Annotated in this window: 22 protein-coding genes; 6 read left to right on the top strand and 16 right to left on the bottom strand. The window is 49.9% G+C overall.

Going from position 1 to position 23088, the window contains the following annotated elements:
* The first annotated feature begins 19 nt into the window (after positions 1–19).
* Both ACU8XX_RS10715 and tcyP read left to right on the top strand, forming a co-directional pair.
* The gene (locus tag ACU8XX_RS10715; RefSeq protein WP_001297653.1) at positions 20–610 is read left to right on the top strand and encodes a metal-dependent hydrolase; all 591 of its coding nucleotides are present in this window, start codon (positions 20–22) and stop codon (positions 608–610) included.
* A gap of 132 nt (positions 611–742) precedes the next feature.
* Positions 743–2134: a cystine/sulfocysteine:cation symporter gene (tcyP, locus tag ACU8XX_RS10710; RefSeq protein WP_001010696.1), complete on the top strand. Its 1392-nt coding sequence runs from the start codon at positions 743–745 to the stop codon at positions 2132–2134.
* Between the two features lie 24 nt (positions 2135–2158).
* Here tcyP and ydjO read toward each other — a convergent pair whose 3' ends face one another.
* Together ydjO and cedA are read right to left on the bottom strand one after the other, a co-directional pair.
* Positions 2159–2941: a protein YdjO gene (gene ydjO / locus ACU8XX_RS10705; protein ID WP_016242180.1), complete on the bottom strand. Its 783-nt coding sequence runs from the start codon at positions 2939–2941 to the stop codon at positions 2159–2161.
* Between the two features lie 288 nt (positions 2942–3229).
* Positions 3230–3493 carry a cell division activator CedA gene (cedA, locus tag ACU8XX_RS10700; protein WP_001241561.1) on the bottom strand — a complete coding sequence of 88 codons (264 nt, stop codon included), beginning with the start codon at positions 3491–3493 and terminating at the stop codon, positions 3230–3232.
* Between the two features lie 182 nt (positions 3494–3675).
* Between cedA and katE the strand changes: the two genes are divergently transcribed.
* Positions 3676–5937, top strand: a complete 2262-nt coding sequence (gene katE, locus ACU8XX_RS10695; protein ID WP_000082738.1) for a catalase HPII — start codon at positions 3676–3678, stop codon at positions 5935–5937.
* Between the two features lie 257 nt (positions 5938–6194).
* Here the strand turns inward: katE and chbG are convergent, their stop codons facing one another.
* The 7 genes from chbG to osmE form a co-directional block, all read right to left on the bottom strand.
* Positions 6195–6944, bottom strand: coding sequence for a chitin disaccharide deacetylase (gene chbG / locus ACU8XX_RS10690; RefSeq protein ID WP_000440458.1), 750 nt, complete (start codon positions 6942–6944; stop codon positions 6195–6197).
* Between the two features lie 12 nt (positions 6945–6956).
* Positions 6957–8309 (bottom strand): 6-phospho-beta-glucosidase, encoded by a 1353-nt coding sequence (gene celF, locus ACU8XX_RS10685; RefSeq protein WP_000078754.1) that lies wholly within the window; start codon positions 8307–8309, stop codon positions 6957–6959.
* 104 nt (positions 8310–8413) lie between these two features.
* Positions 8414–9256, bottom strand: coding sequence for a transcriptional regulator ChbR (chbR, locus tag ACU8XX_RS10680; RefSeq protein WP_000983653.1), 843 nt, complete (start codon positions 9254–9256; stop codon positions 8414–8416).
* 7 nt (positions 9257–9263) lie between these two features.
* Positions 9264–9614 carry a PTS N,N'-diacetylchitobiose transporter subunit IIA gene (gene chbA, locus ACU8XX_RS10675; protein WP_000968919.1) on the bottom strand — a complete coding sequence of 117 codons (351 nt, stop codon included), beginning with the start codon at positions 9612–9614 and terminating at the stop codon, positions 9264–9266.
* Between the two features lie 50 nt (positions 9615–9664).
* On the bottom strand, positions 9665–11023 hold the full coding sequence (gene chbC / locus ACU8XX_RS10670; protein ID WP_000073041.1) for a PTS N,N'-diacetylchitobiose transporter subunit IIC: 1359 nt from the start codon (positions 11021–11023) through the stop codon (positions 9665–9667).
* An 84-nt stretch (positions 11024–11107) separates the two neighbouring features.
* Positions 11108–11428 (bottom strand): PTS N,N'-diacetylchitobiose transporter subunit IIB, encoded by a 321-nt coding sequence (chbB, locus tag ACU8XX_RS10665; protein ID WP_000412169.1) that lies wholly within the window; start codon positions 11426–11428, stop codon positions 11108–11110.
* 298 nt (positions 11429–11726) lie between these two features.
* Positions 11727–12065, bottom strand: coding sequence for an osmotically-inducible lipoprotein OsmE (osmE, locus tag ACU8XX_RS10660; protein ID WP_001039044.1), 339 nt, complete (start codon positions 12063–12065; stop codon positions 11727–11729).
* 201 nt (positions 12066–12266) lie between these two features.
* Here osmE and nadE point away from each other — a divergent pair, with 201 nt between their 5' ends.
* Both nadE and cho read left to right on the top strand, forming a co-directional pair.
* Positions 12267–13094, top strand: coding sequence for an ammonia-dependent NAD(+) synthetase (gene nadE, locus ACU8XX_RS10655; RefSeq protein WP_000175026.1), 828 nt, complete (start codon positions 12267–12269; stop codon positions 13092–13094).
* A gap of 229 nt (positions 13095–13323) precedes the next feature.
* Positions 13324–14211, top strand: a complete 888-nt coding sequence (cho, locus tag ACU8XX_RS10650) for an excinuclease Cho (RefSeq protein ID WP_000252397.1) — start codon at positions 13324–13326, stop codon at positions 14209–14211.
* Here cho and ves read toward each other — a convergent pair.
* The 7 genes from ves to astC all read right to left on the bottom strand — a co-directional run bounded on the left by ves (position 14171) and on the right by astC (position 21791).
* Positions 14171–14746 (bottom strand): environmental stress-induced protein Ves, encoded by a 576-nt coding sequence (ves, locus tag ACU8XX_RS10645; protein WP_240765493.1) that lies wholly within the window; start codon positions 14744–14746, stop codon positions 14171–14173. The two genes, cho and ves, sit on opposite strands and share 41 nt — an antisense overlap.
* A 202-nt stretch (positions 14747–14948) precedes the next feature.
* The gene (gene spy, locus ACU8XX_RS10640; protein WP_001228984.1) at positions 14949–15434 is read right to left on the bottom strand and encodes an ATP-independent periplasmic protein-refolding chaperone Spy; all 486 of its coding nucleotides are present in this window, start codon (positions 15432–15434) and stop codon (positions 14949–14951) included.
* Positions 15435–15763: 329 nt separating this feature from the next.
* Positions 15764–16732, bottom strand: a complete 969-nt coding sequence (gene astE, locus ACU8XX_RS10635; protein ID WP_000368506.1) for a succinylglutamate desuccinylase — start codon at positions 16730–16732, stop codon at positions 15764–15766.
* Complete coding sequence (astB, locus tag ACU8XX_RS10630; RefSeq protein WP_000995016.1) at positions 16725–18068, bottom strand: N-succinylarginine dihydrolase; 1344 nt, start codon at positions 18066–18068, stop codon at positions 16725–16727. The genes astE and astB overlap by 8 nt, the downstream gene beginning before the upstream one ends.
* Positions 18065–19543: a succinylglutamate-semialdehyde dehydrogenase gene (gene astD / locus ACU8XX_RS10625; RefSeq protein ID WP_097466633.1), complete on the bottom strand. Its 1479-nt coding sequence runs from the start codon at positions 19541–19543 to the stop codon at positions 18065–18067. The genes astB and astD overlap by 4 nt, the downstream gene beginning before the upstream one ends.
* Positions 19540–20574, bottom strand: coding sequence for an arginine N-succinyltransferase (gene astA, locus ACU8XX_RS10620; protein WP_000989419.1), 1035 nt, complete (start codon positions 20572–20574; stop codon positions 19540–19542). The genes astD and astA overlap by 4 nt, the downstream gene beginning before the upstream one ends.
* On the bottom strand, positions 20571–21791 hold the full coding sequence (gene astC / locus ACU8XX_RS10615; protein WP_240765491.1) for a succinylornithine/acetylornithine transaminase: 1221 nt from the start codon (positions 21789–21791) through the stop codon (positions 20571–20573). Before astC ends, astA begins: the two co-directional genes overlap by 4 nt.
* Before the next feature lie 445 nt (positions 21792–22236).
* On the opposite strand from astC, the gene xthA reads away from it, so the two are divergent.
* Complete coding sequence (gene xthA / locus ACU8XX_RS10610) at positions 22237–23043, top strand: exodeoxyribonuclease III (protein WP_000673918.1); 807 nt, start codon at positions 22237–22239, stop codon at positions 23041–23043.
* The last annotated feature ends 45 nt before the right edge of the window (positions 23044–23088 follow it).

Here is a 23088-nt window from a genome sequence, read left to right as displayed (position 1 = left end):
CAGTTTAGTGAGTTTTATCATGACGGCGGAAGGTCACCTTCTCTTTTCTATTGCTTGTGCGGTATTTGCCAAAAATGCCGAGCTGACGCCCGTGCTGGCACAGGGTGACTGGTGGCATATTGTCCCTTCCGCAATCCTGACGTGTTTGTTACCGGACATCGATCACCCAAAGTCGTTTCTTGGGCAGCGATTAAAATGGATATCAAAACCGATCGCCCGCGCTTTTGGGCATCGTGGTTTTACCCACAGTCTGCTGGCGGTATTTGCGCTGCTGGCAACCTTTTACCTTAAGGTTCCGGAAGGCTGGTTCATTCCGGCTGATGCGCTACAAGGAATGGTGCTGGGTTATTTGAGCCACATACTTGCCGATATGCTGACACCCGCCGGTGTTCCCCTGCTCTGGCCATGCCGCTGGCGTTTCCGCTTGCCTATCCTGGTTCCCCAAAAGGGCAACCAACTGGAACGTTTTATCTGCATGGCATTATTTGTCTGGTCGGTATGGATGCCCCATTCATTACCCGAGAACAGCGCTGTTCGTTGGTCATCGCAAATGATCAATACCTTGCAGATCCAGTTTCATCGGCTTATTAAGCATCAGGTTGAATACTAAAAAGGCAAAAATCACCTTTCTGGAATAAGCAATTCCATTTGAATATAAGAGCCAGCTCACAGTTCTGTTAATCTTGCGCCAACACTATGACTGCTACGCAGTGATAGAAATAATAAGATCAGGAGAACGGGGATGAACTTTCCATTAATTGCGAACATCGTGGTGTTCGTTGTACTGCTGTTTGCGCTGGCTCAGACCCGCCATAAACAGTGGAGTCTGGCGAAAAAAGTGCTGGTGGGTCTGGTGATGGGTGTGGTTTTTGGCCTTGCCCTGCATACCATTTATGGTTCTGACAGCCAGGTACTTAAAGATTCTGTACAGTGGTTTAACATCGTTGGTAACGGCTATGTTCAACTGCTGCAAATGATCGTTATGCCGTTAGTCTTCGCCTCTATTCTGAGCGCGGTTGCCCGTCTGCATAACGCATCTCAGTTAGGCAAAATCAGTTTTCTGACCATCGGTACGCTTTTGTTTACCACGCTGATTGCGGCGCTGGTCGGTGTGCTGGTCACCAACCTGTTTGGTTTGACGGCTGAAGGTCTGGTTCAGGGTGGTGCAGAAACTGCACGTCTGAACGCCATTGAAAGTAACTATGTTGGTAAAGTCTCTGATCTGAGCGTTCCGCAGCTGGTCTTGTCCTTTATCCCGAAAAACCCGTTTGCCGATCTTACCGGAGCCAATCCGACGTCAATTATCAGCGTGGTAATTTTTGCCGCATTCCTCGGCGTAGCTGCATTGAAACTGCTGAAGGATGATGCGCCGAAAGGTGAACGCGTCTTAGCCGCTATCGATACCCTACAAAGCTGGGTGATGAAACTGGTTCGCCTGGTCATGCAGTTGACCCCTTACGGCGTTCTGGCTCTAATGACCAAAGTGGTTGCAGGTTCTAACTTGCAAGACATCATCAAACTGGGAAGTTTCGTTGTCGCGTCCTACCTCGGTCTGCTGATTATGTTTGCAGTGCATGGCATTCTGCTGGGCATTAATGGCGTGAGTCCGCTGAAGTACTTCCGTAAGGTATGGCCTGTGCTGACGTTTGCCTTTACCAGCCGTTCCAGTGCTGCGTCTATCCCACTGAATGTGGAAGCACAAACGCGTCGTCTGGGCGTTCCTGAATCCATCGCCAGTTTCGCCGCCTCTTTCGGTGCAACCATTGGTCAGAACGGCTGCGCCGGTTTGTATCCGGCAATGCTGGCGGTGATGGTTGCGCCTACGGTTGGCATTAACCCGCTGGACCCGATGTGGATTGCGACGCTGGTCGGTATTGTTACCGTTAGCTCCGCAGGCGTTGCCGGTGTCGGTGGTGGTGCAACTTTCGCCGCACTGATTGTGCTGCCTGCGATGGGCCTGCCAGTAACCCTGGTGGCGCTGTTAATCTCCGTTGAACCGCTTATCGACATGGGCCGTACGGCGCTAAACGTTAGTGGCTCGATGACAGCTGGCACGCTGACCAGCCAGTGGCTGAAGCAAACCGATAAAGCCATTCTGGATAGCGAAGACGACGCCGAACTGGCACACCATTAATTCTTATGCTGGCAACGGTCCGTTTCATATAGGGGCCGTTGCCTTACTTTTTAAATGTTCCATCGCGGCGATGCATACTGACTCATATTTAAACAGATCGTCAGCGAAAAAAATGTCCAACTTATCAATACATTCCTGGCTCAATGAATGTGCCTGTAGCGAGAAGCTTAAAACCTCATACCCGAGACGTTTTCTAAGTGAACTATCTGGAATACTCATAATATCTTCAAGTATACCACTTCCCATTCCCGGAAGATTTAGTGGATTAAAAAGAAGATTGATATTAAGCATTGATATTATCGAAGGAAACTTTAGGAGACTCTCATTTTTTTGAATCGCAGCAAAAATGCTCCCGACAGGATGTATATAATTTTGTTCATAGTATATAGTCCTTAAATAATGAATAACCAACCTGTTTTTTATATTGATCAAATTCGTCATTTTTTCTGGGCGAAACACAGAAGTGACATCCATTCCAATAAAATCTTTATTTATACCTCTTATCCGAATTTCACTACCATAAAGATTATTAATTATTACTTTATATTTAACATTGTCCTGCAGATATGTATCAAAACTAAGTGCTGGCGCTCCTGGCTTTGAGGCATCATAGTTAATGTTAGACATATAGGCAATCATATAATTAAAGTTTGATTCTGCTATTTCATCGCAGTCACATTGACCCGTTGATATAAAGAAAGTGAGTGCTGTCATAGTAGACTGCAGCCTTTCTTTAAAAGAGTCGAAAGCCAGGCTTTTAATATTTAAATCACCATAATTACTCTGTATTAAGTTTGTAGAAAACATCTCCCGCCTCATATTGTTAACAAAATTATTATCTCATTTAAATCTAAGTCATTTACAATATAAGTTTAAGAGCGACGCCACAGGATGAACTATCAAAAATAGCTCATCATGATTAGCAAAACTTAACCATTTTAAAATAAATAAACAATTAAAGAAAAAAGATCACTTATTTATAGCAATAGATCGTCAAAGGCAGCTTTTTGTTACAGGTGGTTTGAATGAATGTAGCAATGAAATACAAAATTTCAGGCCATGTAACTCCCGGCAAAACCGGGAGGTACGTAATCCTTACTCAGTCACTTCCCCTTCCTGGCGGATCTGATTTGCCCAACGCTGGGCGGATTCAGGCACAGTAAACGCCGGTGAGCGCAGAAATGACTCTCCCATCAGTACAAACGCAACATATTTGCCACGCAGCATCCAGACATCACGAAACGAATCCATCTTTATCGCATGTTCTGGCGGCGCGGGTTCCGTGCGTGGGACATAGCTAATAATCTGGCGGTTTTGCTGGCGGAGCGGTTTCTTCATTACTGGCTTCACTAAACGCATATTAAAAATCAGAAAAACTGTAGTTTAGCCGATTTAGCCCCTGTACGTCCCGCTTTGCGTGTATTTCATAACACCGTTTCCAGAATAGTCTCCGAAGCGGGGTCTGGCTGGTGGTCTATAGTTAGAGAGTTTTTTGACCAAAACAGCGGCCCTTTCAGTAATAAATTAAGGAGACGAGTTCAATGTCGCAACAAAACGAAAAGAACCCACATCAGCACCAGTCACCACTACACGATTCCAGCGAAGCGAAACCGGGGATGGACTCACTGGCACCTGAGGACGGATCTCATCGTCCAGCGGCTGAACCAACACCGCCAGGTGCACAACCTACCGCCCCTGGGAGCCTGAAAGCCCCTGATACACGTAACGAAAAACTTAATTCTCTGGAAGACGTACGCAAAGGCAGTGAAAATTATGCGCTGACCACTAATCAGGGCGTGCGCATCGCCGATGATCAAAACTCACTGCGTGCCGGTAACCGTGGTCCAACGCTGCTGGAAGATTTTATTCTGCGCGAGAAAATCACCCACTTTGACCATGAGCGCATCCCGGAACGTATTGTTCATGCACGCGGATCAGCAGCTCACGGTTATTTCCAGCCATATAAAAGCTTAAGCGATATCACCAAAGCGGATTTCCTCTCAGATCCGAACAAAATCACCCCAGTATTTGTTAGGTTCTCTACCGTTCAGGGTGGCGCTGGCTCTGCCGATACCGTGCGTGATATCCGTGGTTTTGCCACCAAGTTCTATACTGAAGAGGGTATTTTTGACCTCGTTGGCAATAACACGCCAATCTTCTTTATCCAGGATGCGCATAAATTCCCCGATTTTGTTCATGCGGTAAAACCAGAACCGCACTGGGCAATTCCACAAGGGCAAAGTGCCCACGATACTTTCTGGGATTATGTTTCTCTGCAACCTGAAACTCTGCACAACGTGATGTGGGCGATGTCGGATCGCGGCATCCCCCGCAGTTACCGCACCATGGAAGGCTTCGGTATTCACACCTTCCGCCTGATTAATGCCGAAGGGAAGGCAACGTTTGTACGTTTCCACTGGAAACCACTGGCAGGTAAAGCCTCACTCGTTTGGGATGAAGCACAAAAACTCACCGGACGTGACCCGGACTTCCACCGCCGCGAGTTGTGGGAAGCCATTGAAGCAGGCGATTTTCCGGAATACGAACTGGGCTTCCAGTTGATTCCTGAAGAAGATGAATTCAAGTTCGACTTCGATCTTCTCGATCCAACCAAACTTATCCCGGAAGAACTGGTGCCCGTTCAGCGTGTCGGCAAAATGGTGCTCAATCGCAACCCGGATAACTTCTTTGCCGAAAACGAACAAGCAGCATTCCATCCAGGTCATATTGTTCCTGGTCTGGACTTCACCAACGATCCGCTGTTGCAGGGGCGTTTATTCTCCTATACCGATACACAAATCAGTCGTCTTGGCGGGCCAAATTTCCATGAGATTCCGATTAACCGTCCGACCTGCCCTTACCATAATTTCCAGCGTGACGGCATGCATCGCATGGGGATCGACACTAACCCGGCTAATTACGAACCGAACTCGATTAACGATAACTGGCCGCGCGAAACACCGCCGGGGCCGAAACGCGGCGGTTTTGAATCATACCAGGAGCGCGTGGAAGGCAATAAAGTTCGCGAGCGCAGCCCATCGTTTGGCGAATATTATTCCCATCCGCGTCTGTTCTGGCTAAGTCAGACGCCATTTGAGCAGCGCCATATTGTCGATGGTTTCAGTTTTGAGTTAAGCAAAGTCGTTCGTCCGTATATTCGTGAGCGCGTTGTTGACCAGCTGGCGCATATTGATCTCACTCTGGCCCAGGCGGTGGCGAAAAATCTCGGTATCGAACTGACTGACGACCAGCTGAATATCACCCCACCTCCGGACGTCAACGGTCTGAAAAAGGATCCATCCTTAAGTTTGTACGCCATTCCTGACGGTGATGTGAAAGGTCGCGTGGTAGCGATTTTACTTAATGATGAAGTGAGATCGGCAGACCTTCTGGCCATTCTCAAGGCGCTGAAGGCCAAAGGCGTTCATGCCAAACTGCTCTACTCCCGAATGGGTGAAGTGACTGCGGATGACGGTACGGTGTTGCCTATAGCCGCTACCTTTGCCGGTGCACCTTCGCTGACGGTCGATGCGGTCATTGTCCCTTGCGGCAATATCGCGGATATCGCTGACAACGGCGATGCCAACTACTACCTGATGGAAGCCTACAAACACCTTAAACCGATTGCGCTGGCGGGTGACGCGCGCAAGTTTAAAGCAACAATCAAGGTCGCTGACCAGGGTGAAGAAGGGATTGTGGAAGCTGACAGCGCTGACGGTAGTTTTATGGATGAACTGCTAACGCTGATGGCAGCACACCGCGTGTGGTCACGCATTCCTAAGATTGACAAAATTCCTGCCTGATGGGAGGCGGCGCAATTGCGCCGCCTCAAATGATTTACATAGTGCGCTTTGTTTATGCCGGATGCGGCGTGAACGCCTTATCCGGCCTACAAAACTGTGCAAATTCAATATATTGCAGGAAACGCGTAGGCCTGATAAGCGAAGCGCATCAGGCAGTTTTGCGTTTGTCAGCAGTCTCAAGCGGCGCAGTTACGCCGCCTTTGTAGGAATTAATCGCCGGATGCAAGGTTCACGCCGCATCTGGCAAACATCCTCACTTACACATCCCGATAACTCCCCAACCGATAACCACGCTGAGCGATAGCACCTTTCAACGACGCTGATGTCAACACATCCAGCTCCGTTAAGCGTGGAAAACAGTAAGCACTCTGACGGATAGTATTATCGATAAACGCCGGATGACACATCACCTCCAGCGAACGATCACCCCGATGGCCTGCGTCATCCAGCACTTGCAGGAACAGCGACTCACTGATCTCTTCACCGTAGAATGCACTGCTGAATCCCTGGGTAGTGCGCAGGTTGACCGGCAAATCAAACGCCATCTGACGATCCGCCCGCAACGCAATGCCCTGCTCTGCCGCAAACCTGGCAACAATCGGGAAAATCTGCGGGAACATATGCACATGATGATGGCTATCAAGATGCGTAGGTTTGCGTCCAAATAGCTCAATGAAACGCAAATACTGACTGGCAAGCTCCTGAGTAATTTCTTCCAGCGGTAAAGCATCTTCTTCTGCCAACTGCCAGATCCATTTTCCCAGCACACCATCGCGGGTTAACCCCGGCATAGCTGTCAGTGGCTTACCCATAGTAAGGACAAAGTGCATCCCTATGGCCAGACTCGGTTCATCACGACTCAACTGCACCGCATGGTCAATAGCCTGCCCATTCACCAGCGCCGTCGTCGACGTGACAATCCCATTGCGACAGGCCTCGATAATGCCGTAGTTCTGACCTTTGCTTAAGCCAAAATCATCGGCATTAACAATCAGTAAGCGTTCCATAATCAGCCTCGGTTAATGTGCTTTTTTAAGCTCTGCGATGCAGTCGGCAAAGTTTGGCAGCCATTTCTCGTGCGCCAGAATCATCTCGCGTGCCAGCAGCTCAGCATCGCGATCGGAATGCACCAACGGACTAAGGTTTAGCGCCAGTAACACATCGTTAAATTCTCCGCTAAGTGCGGCGTTGCTGGCAGCAATCTCGAAGCCTTTAATGGTGTGAATCAGCCCCATCACTTTATCATCGAAATGCGTAATGCGCGGATGTGGCGTCGCGCCATCGCGCCCCAGCTTACAGGTCATTTCTACCGCCCAGTCTGCCGGAATATTATCAATATGCCCATGATGCGGGATATTAACGTAATGTTCTGCTTGCTTGTCGTTGTAGATAGCGTTGATCACTTCGCACGCTGCATCAGAGTAATAAGCCCCACCGCGCTGTTCCAGTTCTTTCGGCTTAACTTTCAACTCCGGGTTTTTATACAGCTCAAAAAGTTGTTTCTCGACTTTCTGTACTACCTGCGCTCGTGCGCCGCCTTTGTAGTATTCGCCCATTTCAATAGCCAGCATCTCTTTCTGCTTGAAGTAATACAGCAGATAAGAACATGGCAGCAGATTCAACGAACGAATTAAGCCCTCACTAAATGGCAGATCGAAAATATTTTTTACAGAGGACGCTTTTAACTGTCCTGACGCCACACCATCAAGCAATTCGGCAAAGCGCGACTTGCCATTTACCAGCACATCCTTAATGAACACCATATGGTTGAGGCCGAACAAATCGATAGATAAATCATCGCTGTCTTTCAGCATCAGAACATCGCGAATAAACATCTTCATGCCGATCGGAATATTACACACGCCGATAAAGCGTTTAAATCCGGTATGACGATAAACGGCTTCAGTGACCATTCCCGCCGGGTTAGTGAAGTTAATCACCCATGCATTCGGACAAAGTTCTTCGACATCTTTTACGATGTCAAAAATCACCGGAATGGTACGCAGACCTTTAAACAAACCGCCCGCGCCGTTGGTTTCCTGACCAAGATAACCATGACTTAATGGAATACGTTCATCCAGTTCACGCGCCGGTAATTGGCCAACGCGCAGTTGGGTAGTAACGAAATCAGCATCTTTCAATGCTTCGCGGCGATCCAGCGTTTTATAAAGCTTCATCGGGACGCCAGCGTTATCAATCATCCGTTGGCAGAGATCGAAAATAATATCCAGTTTCGCTTTACCACCTTCGACATCCACCAGCCATAATTCGCTGACCGGCAATTCGTGATAACGCTTAATAAATCCTTCCAGTAACTCCGGGGTATAGCTGCTCCCGCCACCAATAGTGACGACTTTTAATTTCTGGCTCATAATTTCTCCCTTCAGTACAGAATACTGATATCTGGCATATCTGCCCCCCCGGACATAAATAATCCAGCAACAGGACAGATATGTGAATTGTCAGGTATAACGACTTACTGATTAAATTCAGTCAATTTCTTACGATAGCTCTTAGGCGTAAAGGACGTTAATTTCTTAAACGTTTTAATAAACAAACTCGGGCTACTATAACCGGCCTCAAACGCAATATCCGTCACTGAATAGTTGGTCATTTCCAGTTGTTTTTTGGCAAAATTAATACGGATTTCATTAATAATCTGCATTGGCGTTTTGCCATAATATCGTTGAGTCGCTCGCGTCAAATATTCCTGTGATTTGGCTGACAACGTCACCATATTCTCCAGCGCCGATTCACTAAACTGCTCTTTATCATGCATCTTTTCTACCGTACTTTTCAGCCACTGCGGTACATCATCAATCACCTGTTCTTCGCGGTAATGACGTAAACGGTTAATGACATAAAAAGTAACCATCTCAACAAACTCTTCCAGCCCTGTTTCGCGGAAATTCAATGAAGAAATCACTGTTTCCACATAGGTGAGAAAAGCGTTATTGGTCCGGTATACCTGCGAAGCGACAAAGCAATAAGGCAACAATGGCAGGTAATGCTGCTCAAAAAAGCGTTTACTGATCCCAACGTTCAATATGCGCGTGGCACCAAACTCATAAAAACTTTGATGGTGCGAACCTAACGGAATAAAAACAAAATCGCCCCGTTCCAGTAACACGCGCTTACCGTTAATCTCCTGGAAATAACGCCCGGTTAATACCAGAGTAAATTCATAATAGTCGTGCTGATGCAGTCCGCTGATACTCTCAGTTTTGTTATAGATAAACACATGGAAGTTTTTGCCATTAAACAACTGCTGTTCTCGGGCAGTGGCAATTTCCGGCGCGTTAATCACTGGCTGCATCATCGACTCCTTATGCCTTCAGTTTTTCATGAAGCTCAATTAATTCAGTAATCAGTTCACGCGCAAGCATGGACGTCATTAAATGATCCTGAGCGTGGACCAGCACCAGACTCACTTTCATCTTACCTTCGCCCGCATCGCCTTCAATCAGTTTCGTCTGTACCAGATGCGCTTCATTCAATGCCATCCGTGACTGATCCATCATGGCTTTTGCTGCGGCAAAATCGCCCTGCTTCGCCTGTTTCAGTGCCGCATACGCCAGGCTGCGCGCTTGTCCGGAGTTGATGATCAGCCCCATCACCACTTCTTCCAGCTCTTCAGCTTCCGTTTGCGTATCGGGAATGTTATCGAGATCCATCATACATCGTTCCTCTCTTTTCTTACCGGCACGATTACCCGTACCGGCATCGATTAAAATTTCAGGGCGTTAGCGATATCTTCTTCGCTCTCTTCTTTATCAATCGCATTTTGTGCTTTGTTAGCCACCACAACAAAGGGCAGATAAATTAACGTTGCGATGCCAAGGTTGAAGAGTGCGACCAGCAATGCGGCGACGCTACCGTTGGTGTTAAAGAAGGCTCCCAGACCGGTTGGCATGGTCCACGGTGCAATATTGGTCACCGGAGGAATAATGCCCATGTAGTACGCTGCGAGGGTGATTGCCGCCAGAATCGGTTGTACCAGTACAAACGGGATAAACATCACCGGGTTCATGATAATTGGCAGACCAAACAGAATCGGTTCGTTAATCTGGAAGATGCCGGACGGCAGCGCCAGTTTTGCCACCTGACGATAATCAGCACGGCGAGAGGCGATAAAGATAGCCAGGATCAGGCCTAAAGTCGCACCACTGCCCCCAAGGAAAATAAAGGAGTCCAGCATCGGCTTGGCCCAGATATGGAAGGTCTTACCGGCTGCCAGCGCCGCTTCGACGGAACCATATTGCTGATAGGTCGCGATATTTTCCAGTGCCCACGGCGTCATAATGCCGTTGTCCAGTGCGGTCAGCGCCAGCGCGCCATGAATACCGAAGAACCAGAGCAGTGGAACAAAGATCACATAGGCCCAGCCCACCACGCTACCCAACGATGCCAGTGGGGTTGAGATGGTATCCATAATGATCTGATGGAAGTTGGTGCCCCAGGTATTCAACGCCCAGGCAATAATCCCCATCACGGAAAGAATAATAAAGCCGGGAATTAATGCCGAGAAGGAACGCGATACTGAAGCAGGTACGCTGTCGGGCAGTTTAATGACCCAATTGCGGCGGACAATAAAGGTAAACATTTCTGCCACCACCAGGCCAATAATAATCCCGGAGATGATATTCGCCCCACCTAACCAGTTTGCACCAACCGCATAGGCCTCACCGACACTATATGGGGTGACGGTCATAAATGCTGCAACGGATAACAACCCAGCCGCCAGCGCATCGACTTTACGCTCTTCTGCCAGCGCCATGCCAATAAAGAACGGTGCCATTAAAGACATTATTCCTAATGTTCCGTTATATACGTTGCCGCCAATACCTTTCAGACCATTAAGTGTTTCAATGGTTGAGGCGTCGAGGCGAATACCTAAGGAATAAAAAAACGACCCCTCCCCAAAGCTTAGAAAAACGTTGTTAATTAATACAAACATGGCCCCCGCAAGGGTTAACGGCATTAAGCGAATAAAGCCATTTTTGATTGCATTAACGTGTGGCTGCTTTCCTATTTTAACTGCAAAAGGGAGGAGTACCTTTTCAAGCGATGCAATAACATTACTCATAGAAAAATACCCTTAAAAACCGCAATTTAAATATTGCGGTATTGATTTATGAAATAACTCTTTGACGGGAAAATTTAAAATAAATTAATTTGCTGCGGCTTTTTTAATCGCTGCAACCGCAGCCTTAAGCACGCCTAAACCATCGACTTTGCCATAAAGCAGCGAGTCAATTACTTCAACCGGTTTGTTGGGTAACAAACGCTGGATTTCGGGCAACATATAAGCAATCTGCGGCCCTAATAACACGACATCGGCATTCTGACCTTTTTCACCAGCCAGTGTTTCCGGAAATGCTTCAATAATGACCGGAACTTCATATTTTTCTGCCTGTGCGCGCATTTTTGATACCAGTAAAGAGGTAGACATGCCCGCAGAACAAAACAGATAAATGTGTTTCTTTTCCATAAAACTGCCCTCATCGACGATTATCTGTCAGCCAGACACTCCGCAAGCCTTAACCTGCTTCCATGCTCTGGGTAACTTGCGAAACCAACATGACTTTTTTTGTGGCTGAAAGGAGTATACGGTATAGACCTGAGCAATAGTATTTCTTTGACCTTATAAATTGTTTCTCCTTGACCTGTGGTTATGACCCTCTTCACATTTCGGGCAAATAATTCGCGAAGATAATTAAGAACTCAGGCCAAAAAAAACCGGCGCAATGGCCGGTTTCCGTTGTTACTCAAGCTTTCAGACGAATTGATTACTTCGCAGCCTGTGGATCAGTGTCGTATTCAGCACAGGTCTGATAACCGGAGTTGATGACATGTCCGGTATCATCTAACGCGACAAAGTAGGTTTCTGCTTTACCATCACGTTGACCCAGGATGTAGGTCTGGCAAGTACCGCGAGCATGGATCATGCTCACTTCAGACGAAGGTTTACCCGCAATTTGTGCAACCTGCGCCCGGCTCATGCCTTTTTTGACGTCTTTCACCACAGGCTGTACAAACTGGTCTTTGGTACGATCATAAGCCGTACAACCCGCCAGCATGGTTAATACCGCCGCTGCACTCAGAATTCCTGCCATATTCTTGTTCATATTCCGTCCTCTTGTTTATCAGCGTGTTAGATAAGCCTGGAATACATTGGGCGCTTTTTCAAGCCCGTGAACGAAACGGCTCCGCTTTCAGAGGATTCCTGTATGACGTTTTAACCACCATTCAGCCCGCTGTCGCTTGTCGTTTCAGTAGCAACGGGTTAGCTTTAAGGAAGTTTTGTCTTTTCTGTCTGGAGGGGTTCAATGACATTGCAACAACAAATAATAAAGGCGCTGGGCGCAAAACCGCAGATTAATGCTGAAGAGGAAATTCGTCGTAGTGTCGATTTTCTGAAAAGCTACCTGCAAACTTATCCGTTCATTAAATCACTGGTGCTCGGGATCAGCGGCGGTCAGGACTCCACGCTTGCCGGAAAGCTGTGCCAGATGGCGATTAATGAGCTGCGCCTGGAAACCGGCAACGAATCACTGCAATTTATTGCCGTACGCCTGCCCTATGGTGTTCAGGCCGACGAACAAGATTGCCAGGATGCCATTGCCTTTATTCAACCGGATCGCGTATTAACCGTTAATATCAAGGGCGCGGTATTGGCCAGCGAACAGGCATTGCGGGAAGCAGGCATTGAACTGAGCGATTTTGTCCGTGGCAATGAAAAAGCGCGTGAGCGGATGAAAGCACAATATAGCATTGCGGGTATGACCAGCGGTGTCGTGGTGGGCACCGATCATGCAGCAGAAGCCATTACCGGATTCTTCACTAAATATGGTGACGGCGGTACGGACATTAATCCGCTGTATCGTCTCAACAAACGTCAGGGTAAACAGTTACTGGCGGCATTAGCTTGCCCGGAACACCTTTATAAGAAAGCGCCAACGGCCGATCTGGAAGATGATCGCCCTTCTCTGCCAGATGAAGTGGCACTCGGCGTGACCTATGACAATATCGACGACTATCTGGAAGGGAAAAACGTACCTCAACAGGTCGCCAGAACAATAGAGAACTGGTATCTGAAAACCGAACATAAACGCCGTCCGCCAATTACCGTTTTCGATGATTTCTGGAAAAAGTAATAATTTGCACATATTGGATTGTGCGAAAAAGAGTAATTTGTTCACGCCGGATGCGGCGTGAACGCCTTATTCGACCTATAAAACTATGCAAATTCAATACATTGCAGGAGTCGAATAGGCCTGACAGGCGTAGCACGTCAGACGGTGTAACCTTTGTCATCGACCCGCCTCTTTTTTAATCGCTTCCCGCCTGTTACACTGGATAGATAACCAGCATTCGGAGTCAACAGTGGTACGGCGTTTAACTTCTCCGCGGCTCGAATTTGAAGCTGCGGCAATTTATGAATATCCCGAACATTTACGTTCATTCCTTAATGACTTACCCACCCGACCAGGGGTGTATCTGTTTCATGGTGAAAGTGACACCATGCCGCTCTATATCGGCAAAAGCGTTAACATCCGCAGCCGCGTCCTTTCTCATTTACGTACCCCGGATGAAGCCGCCATGCTACGGCAATCCCGACGGATCAGCTGGATATGTACCGCCGGTGAAATCGGCGCTCTGCTCCTTGAAGCGCGATTAATCAAAGAACAACAGCCGCTGTTTAATAAACGGTTGCGCCGCAATCGCCAGCTCTGTGCCCTGCAATTAAATGAAAAGCGCGTCGATGTGGTGTATGCCAAAGAGGTGGATTTTTCACGAGCCCCCAACCTGTTTGGCCTGTTTGCCAATAGGCGCGCAGCTTTGCAAGCATTGCAGACCATCGCTGATGAACAAAAACTTTGTTATGGCCTGCTGGGACTGGAACCGTTAAGTCGCGGTCGTGCATGTTTTCGTTCAGCGCTAAAACGTTGCGCCGGAGCATGCTGCGGTAAAGAGAGCCATGAGGAACATGCGCTACGCTTGCGCCAGTCTCTGGAGCGTTTGCGGGTGGTGTGTTGGCCTTGGCAAGGGGCGGTGGCGCTGAAAGAACAGCACCCGGAAATGACTCAATATCATATTATTCAAAACTGGCTGTGGCTGGGGGCGGTTAATTCGCTGGAAGAAGCGACAACGTTAATTCGGACACCCGCCGGGTTTGATCACGACGGTTATAAAATTCTTTGTAAGCCGCTGCTTTCCGGTAACTATGAAATTACTGAACTTGATCCGGCGAATGACCAGCGAGCCAGTTGATTTCACTGAACAACAGTTTACCTTGCGGTTGTAAAAGCCGCAGGGTGTGCCTGCCATCGAACCAGCACGCGCCCTGGTCGGTAGTGAGCAATTTATCGCCCAGTTGCCACGCCCCGTTAATCACAAACACCACCCCGCCGCGTGAGCCAAAGGTAGTAAACGTACGTTCGGCAATTCTGACTTTCGCCTTACAGACATCCAGGCGTATCATGATGTTGAAATCCATCGACATCTGCCCTGCCGTCAGTTTCGCTTTTACCACCTGGTCCGCTGCAAAGGCAAAAGGCTGGAACGGTTTTAAGGTATGGTTAAAGCGGTCTGCGCTTTCAAGGAGCATCTCGCCGCCTTCCAGCAACGTCACTATCCTTTCCATGCCGGGAAACAAAGAAAACTCCCCATTCGCCGCGATGGATGCAATGCTGGCACGCCAGTAAAAATCACGTTTTGCCGGTGGGAACGTGCAAATTTCGCGCGTTTCACCGGCAGCATTTCGCCACAGATTCACCGACATTTTACGCATATCAAAGTATTCCATACTCGCTCCCGGCCCGTTCTTTTCATTGTTATCGTTCAGGTAACCGTGGATGGTTATCGGAAACTCGGGTGATTTACGTTAGTGGTGATCAGGCTTTTTTTACAACTGTTTGAGAAGAGAAAAGAAAACCGCCGATCCTGTCCACCGCATTACTGCAAGGTAGTGGACAAGACCGGCGGTCTTAAGTTTTTTGGCTGAAAGATTATTCAGCAGTTGCAGGCATTTTACCTTTTGCCGCTGGACGTTCTGTCAGACGCTTCTCAAAATTAGCATTAAATTGCTTTTTCTGTTCCGGCGTCAGGATGTTGTAAATTTTGTTCTGGGTTTCCATGTGCGCCAGCATGTTAGCTTTGCGCTGTTCTTCCATTTTTGCGATCTGCGCTTCAGCTTTTACTTTATCGAAGGTATCGCTGGCAATGATGTCATGCATTGCGCGGCGTTCTTCCAGCGGCGGACGTTTCATCTGGTCACGCTGGCCTTTCATGATTTCGCGGATCTGCTGTTTCTGCGCGTCGGTCAGGTTCAGGTCTTTGAACATCATGTCCTGATGCGGACCGAACTTGCCTTTGTGGTGCATCATCGGCTTCGCGTCAGCCGGTGCTGCGGTAGTGGTGTCTGCGGCATGGGCCAGGTTAGCCGCGCCAAGAGCCAGGGTAGAGGCAACAAACAGTGCAGTTAATTTACGCATATTCTATATCCTTCCTTTCAGTTATTTATTACGGCTTTCTTAAGTAGCGTGCCGTGTTGACGAGATTAACTTTACTGACTTTAGCGTCAATTAATCAGAGCAACGGTAAAACAATGAAAGTGTAAAAAACACTTTTGCGCCAATTATGGAGAAAAAAAGAAAATTTGATGGAGAGTGATGAGAGAATATTACAACACGATGATTTTGCAGAGATTATGAAGAACTATACCGGATGACTGGTGATAAATAAAGCAAATAACCAGGATTAATCTGTATTAATTTATAAGAAAGCAACTTAATACCCGCAGAATGATTTCTGCGGGTAAGTATTAGCTTATTTTTTCGAGCATTAATCCCGCGCGTAATCCCAACGCTACCAACGGATTAGGGAATAACACATACTCTACATCATGGGTTACGGTAAAACGTTCCTCTCCGTCCTGCGCCAGCAATGTTCCTTTCTCAAACGGCATAAAATTCAGCGTGTCACTTGCCATATGCATTTCGAAGGACGGCGAGTGGCGAGTAATTTGCGAAACCACCCGATAACGGAGCGGCGGTGTTCTCACGATACCGACACTCTCACCAGATAGCAGCGCAGCAATTGCGCTGGCAGTTACTGCAAACTGGCGAAGATCGTTTTGCCCAAAGGGCAACGCTTTGCCAAGTTCCAGCGTACAGGCCAGCGCGCCAAAATGTCTGGCGCTGAAATGGGTAAACGTACCACCAGGTTCCTGATGGAACACCAGCGCCTCCAGCCCCGCCGCACCCAGCCACGTCAGAAATTTCTCGTCCCAGGGAATGTCGCGTTGCGGTAATACACCGAACTGCGGATGCAAGGAGCCACGAATTGCGGTATGTAGATCAAGGTGCCAGCGCACAGATTCTTTGCCCTGGTCATAAAAATCTTCCAGGCACTGTTCCAGTTCGCGCGCCCGACAGGTTTCTCCGCTTTCAGCAAATAGCTGCCAACGACCGCCAAACATTCGATTCATATCGCTATGGCAATAACGTTTCCCTTGCTTCAGCGCAGGAGGATTCCCGAGGATCACCAGCAACCGCCAACGTAACGGGATCTCGCCGTGAGATATCGCGCCAAGCAACGCGTCCAGCATCTCCACAGGTGCCGTCTCATTACCGTGTATTCCCGCTGAAATCACCAGTGCGCCTTGCGGTGGCGTTAATGGCGTCAGTTCCAGCACACCATCGCCCAGCCAGCGCCAGCGAACGCCGTTGATTTCTCGCTCGGTGATAACCGGTTTTTTACCCGTTAAGGTCAGAGCAAGAAAATTATCCATTGCCCCCTCCCTCGCGCTGGAACGGATAAACCGAACCGAGATTCAGTAATTGGCTCAATACATCCAGTGCTTCCCGCCCTTCGCGCAGCAATTGCGGGTCGGCCAGATCGGCAGCAGTAAGGCGATCGCGGTAGTAACGATCCACCCAGTCATTGAGCGCATTAAACAGCGTATCGTTCATCATCACCGCCGGATTCACCGCCCGGCGTTCTTCTTCTGTCAATACCACCCGCAACCGCAGGCACGCCGGGCCGCCGCCATTCGCCATGCTTTCACGTAAATCAAAGACTTTTAGTTCGCTAATCGGGTTGTCAGCGGCAAGGAGTTCATTGAGATAACCCCATACTCCGGCGTGTTCCCGACACTCCTGAGGCAGCACCAACATCATGGAACCATCATCGCGGCTCAGCAGTTGGCTGTTAAACAGATAGGTAGACACCGTATCAGACACGGAAACCTGAGTTGCCGGAACTTCTATCGCCATAAAACCATTGACCCGCGCACGCAGGTTTGCCAGTAACTGTGACTGGCGAGCGAACGCCTGTTGGTGGCAAAACAGCACCTGGCGGTTACTCACGGCAATCACGTCATTATGAAAAACGCCCTGGTCGATAACGTCCGGGTTTTGCTGGGCGAAAATCACCTGTTGGGGATTCACCTGATTCAGCCTTGCCACCGCCTCGCTGGCTTCGCGAGTCTGTCGCGCCGGATAACGGGAAGGCCGGGTATCATTGCCTTCTTCTCGCCCGTAGACAAAAAGTTGCATACCCGGTTCACCGTAATGACCGCCGAGACGATTGTGGTTTGCCGCCCCCTCATCACCGAGCAACGCTACCTGTGGCAACGCCGAATGGACGCTAAATTTCTCTTCGTCGTTAAAAATCGCTTTTAACAGCGATTCAGTGACGGGCGCTTCCAGCGAACGGTGAAATTTATTGTTCAGGTTGGCAACGGTGAGATGCACTTTGCCATCCAGCGTATCGGCAGATGGCGCGATCGTTGCCGCATTGGCTACCCACATTGGCGAAGCGGAACTGACGCTGGAAAGCCAGTGCGGTGCCTGGCGTGCAACTTTTTCCAGTACCTGCTCATCGCTACCACTGAATCCCAACTGACGCAGCACCGGAATAAACGGACGCTCGTGCGGCGGGATCACGGCCTGGGGGAATCCCGCATCGGCAAGGGCTTTCATTTTCAGTAAGCCCTGTTTTGCCGCCTGTCGCGGGTTAGACACCTGAAAACGGTGACGGGTAGAGGCTTCATTACCAAACGACAGGCCAGCGTAATGATGCGTCAGCCCTACCAGCCCGTCGAAATTAACTTCCCAGGCGTTCATCGCACCACCTCATCGGAAAAATCCAGCCCGGGGTTAAGCGTTGCGGGCAAAGTTAACGAGTCCGACTCCAGGCTCGCCATAGGCCATGCGCAGTAATCTGCGGCATACCAGGCGCTGGGGCGATGGTTACCGGATGCACCAATGCCGCCGAATGGCGCGGTACTGGCAGCACCAGTAAGCGGTTTGTTCCAGTTAACAATCCCCGCCCGCGCCTCCAGCAACAGTTGATCGAATTTTTCCCGCTCGGGGGAAACCAGACCGCAAGAGAGTCCGAAGCGAGTGTTATTCGCCATTAGAATCGCTTCCTCGAAAGAATCATAACGCCAGACGCGCAAAAGCGGCCCGAACACCTCTTCATCTGGTACGCCAGCAACGCCTGTCATTTCAATGATCCCCGGCGTCAGCAACGATGTCTCTGATTGTAATAAGCGCGGCGCAAGCAGGGTTCGTCCGCCCATCGCTTCCAGTTTCTGCCAGGCAGTAACCACCTGCTGTGCGGCCTGTTCAGAAATCAGCCCGCCAATAAACGGCTGCGGTTCGTCATCCCAGTTGCCCGGCGTTAATCGCTGGCTGACGGCAACCAGACGAGCAAGAAACACATCGCCCTGCGCTCCGCTTTTGAGCAATAAACGGCGGGCGCAGGTGCAGCGTTGCCCGGCTGTGACAAACGCCGACTGAATGGTCAGATGGACAGCCGCGTCGATATCCGCCACCTCATCGATAATTAGCGGATTATTACCGCCCATCTCAAGGGCGAGAATTTTCTCCGGCTGACCGGAGAGCTGGCGATGCAGCTGGTAGCCGGTATTGGCGCTACCGGTAAACAGCAAACCGTCGAGATCCTCCAGCGCACTCAGCGCCTGACCCGTTTCACGCCCGCCCTGCACCAGGTTCAGTACGCCCGGCGGCAAGCCAGCCTGCTGCCATAAACGCATTACCGCTTCGCCACTCCACGGTGTCAGTTCGCTGGGTTTAAAGATAATGGTGTTACCTGCCAGCAATGCCGGAACGATATGTCCGTTCGGCAAATGACCAGGGAAATTATACGGCCCAAACACCGCCAGCACGCCGTGCGGGCGATGTCGCAGGCTCGCCGCACCGTCCGGCATTTCACTACGCTGCTCGCCGGTACGAACGTGATACGCCTTAATTGATATCGCGATTTTATTGATCATCGCCGTCACTTCGGTTGCCGCTTCCCAGCGCGGCTTACCCGTTTCTCTGGCAATAATCGCGGTTAATTCGGCTTTATTGCTTTCCAGCAATCCGGCAAAGCGTTCGACAACGACCTGACGTTCAGCCAATGAGAGCCGCGCCCAGCGCGGAAACGCCGCACGGGCTGCCCGACAAGCCTGTTCGACCTGAGCGGCACCGGCATCATTGCCTTGCCATAACACCTCGCCCGATACCGGATTACGCTTCACACGCGATGCGCCCTGGCCCGTTATCCAGTCACCGTTAATCCATAAAGTCATGCTGTTTTCTCCTCTGCGCACAGGCGCACCAGACGAACGCGATCCCCTGCGTGGCATTTGAGGGCATCCAGTTGTGCGGCGGTTAAAATCAAACGCTCGGTTGCCGGATCGGTACGCACCAGCACCACGCGGAAATGGTGATAATTTTCATTGGCGACCAGGCAGGCCGGAAAATCGCCCTGCGCAGGCTGCCCTTCTGCCACTTCCACAAGCCGACTTTTACGGATGGCGCGCACGCGGTCGATGTCACACTCAAGCGTTGGCCCGCCGTCGAAGATGTCGATATAGTTGCGGTAACGAAAACCTTCTTTCTCCAGCACCGCGCGGGCAGGCGCGGTTTGCGGATGTACCTGACCGATGACGTCCTGGGCTTCCTGGGATAAAAAGTGGGTATAGATCGGATGTTTCGGCATCAGTTCTGCAATAAATGCCTTTTGCCCGGTGCCGCAGAGAAAATCGGCGCGGCTAAAATCCATCGAAAAGAAGCGTTTACCGAGGCTTTGCCAGAACGGTGAATAGCCGTGTTCGTCAATCACCCCGCGCATTTCAGCAACCACTTTGTCATTAAACTTGTCGCGAAAAGCCGCCATAAACATAAAGCGCGATTTCGACAGCAAATAGCCGTTGCCCTCTTTGCGCCAGTCCGGGTCGAGAAACAGCGTGCACAGCTCGCTGCTGCCGGTGTGATCGTTACTGAGAAACAGCGTCGGCAATGCGTTATAGACATTCAGCTCTTTTGAGGCGTGAACCAACGTGCCGACGCGATAGTTGTACCAGGGATCGTTCAGCCCAACCGCCACCTCAATGGCACAAATCCCCGCCACGGTGCCTGTCTCGCTATCTTCCAGCACGAACACATAGCCCTGCTCACTTTTGGGCAGTTCGCCTTGCCAGGTTTTGATTGCCCTTTCGATACGCGCCGAAAGCGTGGCTTCATTGGCGGGAAGCGACGTCAGGCCGCCGCCCGTTTTGCTGGCAAGCTGCATCAGCGCCGAGACATCTGATCGCTCAACGGGACGGATGACCATCATGATGAACCTCGGCTAACAAAGTGTTCGCAAGCAGCTGCAAAGCGATCCAGTCCGGTCGTCACCTCTTCTTCGCTGACATTGAGCGCAGGCGCAAAACGCACCACGTTGCCACCTGCAATCAGTACCATCACGCCTGCTTTCGCCGCTTCCTGAGAGATCTGTTTCGCTTGCCCGGCGTAATCGGCATTCAGCACACAGCCAATCAACAAACCTAAGCCGCGAATTTCGCTGAACAAACCGTAGCGGTGATTAAGGGTATTAAGACGCTCAACAAACCAGTCGTGACGCTGTTTAACGCCATTAAGCATCTCTGGTGTGTTGATGAGCTCCAGCACTTTGCCTGCCACCGCCGAGGCCAGCGGATTACCGCCATAGGTGGTGCCATGAGTGCCAACGGTCATCACGCGGGCGCACTCTTCGGTTGCCAACAACGCACCGACCGGGAAACCGCCGCCCAGCGCTTTGGCGGTAGTTAACAGATCAGGCGTCACGCCGTAGTGCATATAGGCATACAGTTCCCCGGTGCGCCCGACGCCGGTTTGTACTTCATCAAAAATCAACAGCGCATTGTGGCGGTTACACAATTCACGCAGACCTTGTAAAAACGCGTTGCTGGCTGGCACCACACCGCCTTCCCCCTGGATGGGTTCGACAATCACCACACAGGTAGAGTCGTCAATCAGCGCGCTGGCAGAGTTAATATCGTTATATGCAGCATGACGAATATCCGCCGGCAGTGGCGCAAAATCCTGTGAATAGGCTGGCTGCCCACCCGCACTGACAGTAAACAGCGTGCGACCATGAAACGCATTTTTGAACGCCACGATGCCGCTCTTATGGCTGCCGTAGCGGTCGTGAGCGAATTTACGCGCCAGTTTTAGCGCCGCTTCGTTGGCTTCCGCACCGGAGTTACAAAAGAAGACGCGATCGGCAAACGTGGCGTCGATCAATTTTTTCGCCAGTCGCAGTACCGGCTCGTTGGTGTAACCGTTGCCGGTATGCCAGAACTTACTCGCCTGTTCGTTCAGCGCTTCACGCAGTTCCGGATGCGCATGGCCCAGCGCGTTCACCGCAATGCCACCCGCGAAGTCGATATACTCTTTCCCCTGCTGATCCCACAAGCGCGAACCTTCGCCACGTACCGGTATAAAGGGTGCCGGAGCGTAAACAGGTATCATCCATTCATCAAAGTTTTCACGCGTAATTGGCTGAGACATAGCGACCTCTACAGTAAATAATTCGTTATTTATATGTTAATAATAAGTAATGTTTGCGCTGTAAATGTAGATTGCAGGGTTCGTGCCAGCCAGTGATAAAAGTGCATAAACGGCGGAGGCTAACTGGAAATCAAGGAGTTATAACCAAACCATATGCATTTAAAGTGCATATAAAGTGAATACGTTTGCGATGTGGGTGAATAAAAAGAATAAAAAACGCAATGTTATGCAGAAGTAAAATATAATTCTGGAATTGTGATCATTGACGAAATTTACTGGAAATTACTGCGCCATTCTGACGCAGCGCGCACCAAAAGCGGGCATTTTTTGCGCCATCGTTGACATCATTAACAACCATCGATCAAATCACTTAACAACAGGCGGTAAGCAACGCGAAATTCTGCTACCATCCACGCACTCTTTATCTGAATAAATGGCAGCGACTATGAAATTTGTCTCTTTTAATATCAACGGCCTGCGCGCCAGACCTCACCAGCTTGAAGCCATCGTCGAAAAGCACCAACCGGATGTGATTGGCCTGCAGGAGACAAAAGTTCATGACGATATGTTTCCGCTCGAAGAGGTGGCGAAGCTCGGCTACAACGTGTTTTATCACGGGCAGAAAGGCCATTATGGCGTGGCGCTGCTGACCAAAGAGACGCCGATTGCCGTGCGTCGCGGCTTTCCCGGTGACGACGAAGAGGCGCAGCGGCGGATTATTATGGCGGAAATCCCCTCACTGCTGGGTAATGTCACCGTGATCAACGGTTACTTCCCGCAGGGTGAAAGCCGCGACCATCCGATAAAATTCCCGGCAAAAGCGCAGTTTTATCAGAATCTGCAAAACTACCTGGAAACCGAACTCAAACGTGATAATCCGGTACTGATTATGGGCGATATGAATATCAGCCCTACAGATCTGGATATCGGCATTGGCGAAGAAAACCGTAAGCGCTGGCTGCGTACCGGTAAATGCTCTTTCCTGCCGGAAGAGCGCGAATGGATGGACAGGCTGATGAGCTGGGGGTTGGTCGATACCTTCCGCCATGCGAATCCGCAAACAGCAGATCGTTTCTCATGGTTTGATTACCGCTCAAAAGGTTTTGACGATAACCGTGGTCTGCGCATCGACCTGCTGCTCGCCAGCCAACCGCTGGCAGAATGTTGCGTAGAAACCGGCATCGACTATGAAATCCGCAGCATGGAAAAACCGTCCGATCACGCCCCCGTCTGGGCGACCTTCCGCCGCTAATTTAGCAGCTCTCCTGGCTCAAACTGGGTCAGGAGAATTAACCTT

It is taken from the genome of Escherichia sp. MAL-1 (genome assembly GCF_052948035.1).
The sequence above is the reverse complement of the archived record's forward strand: the minus strand, read 5'-3'. Positions and strand labels throughout refer to the sequence as shown.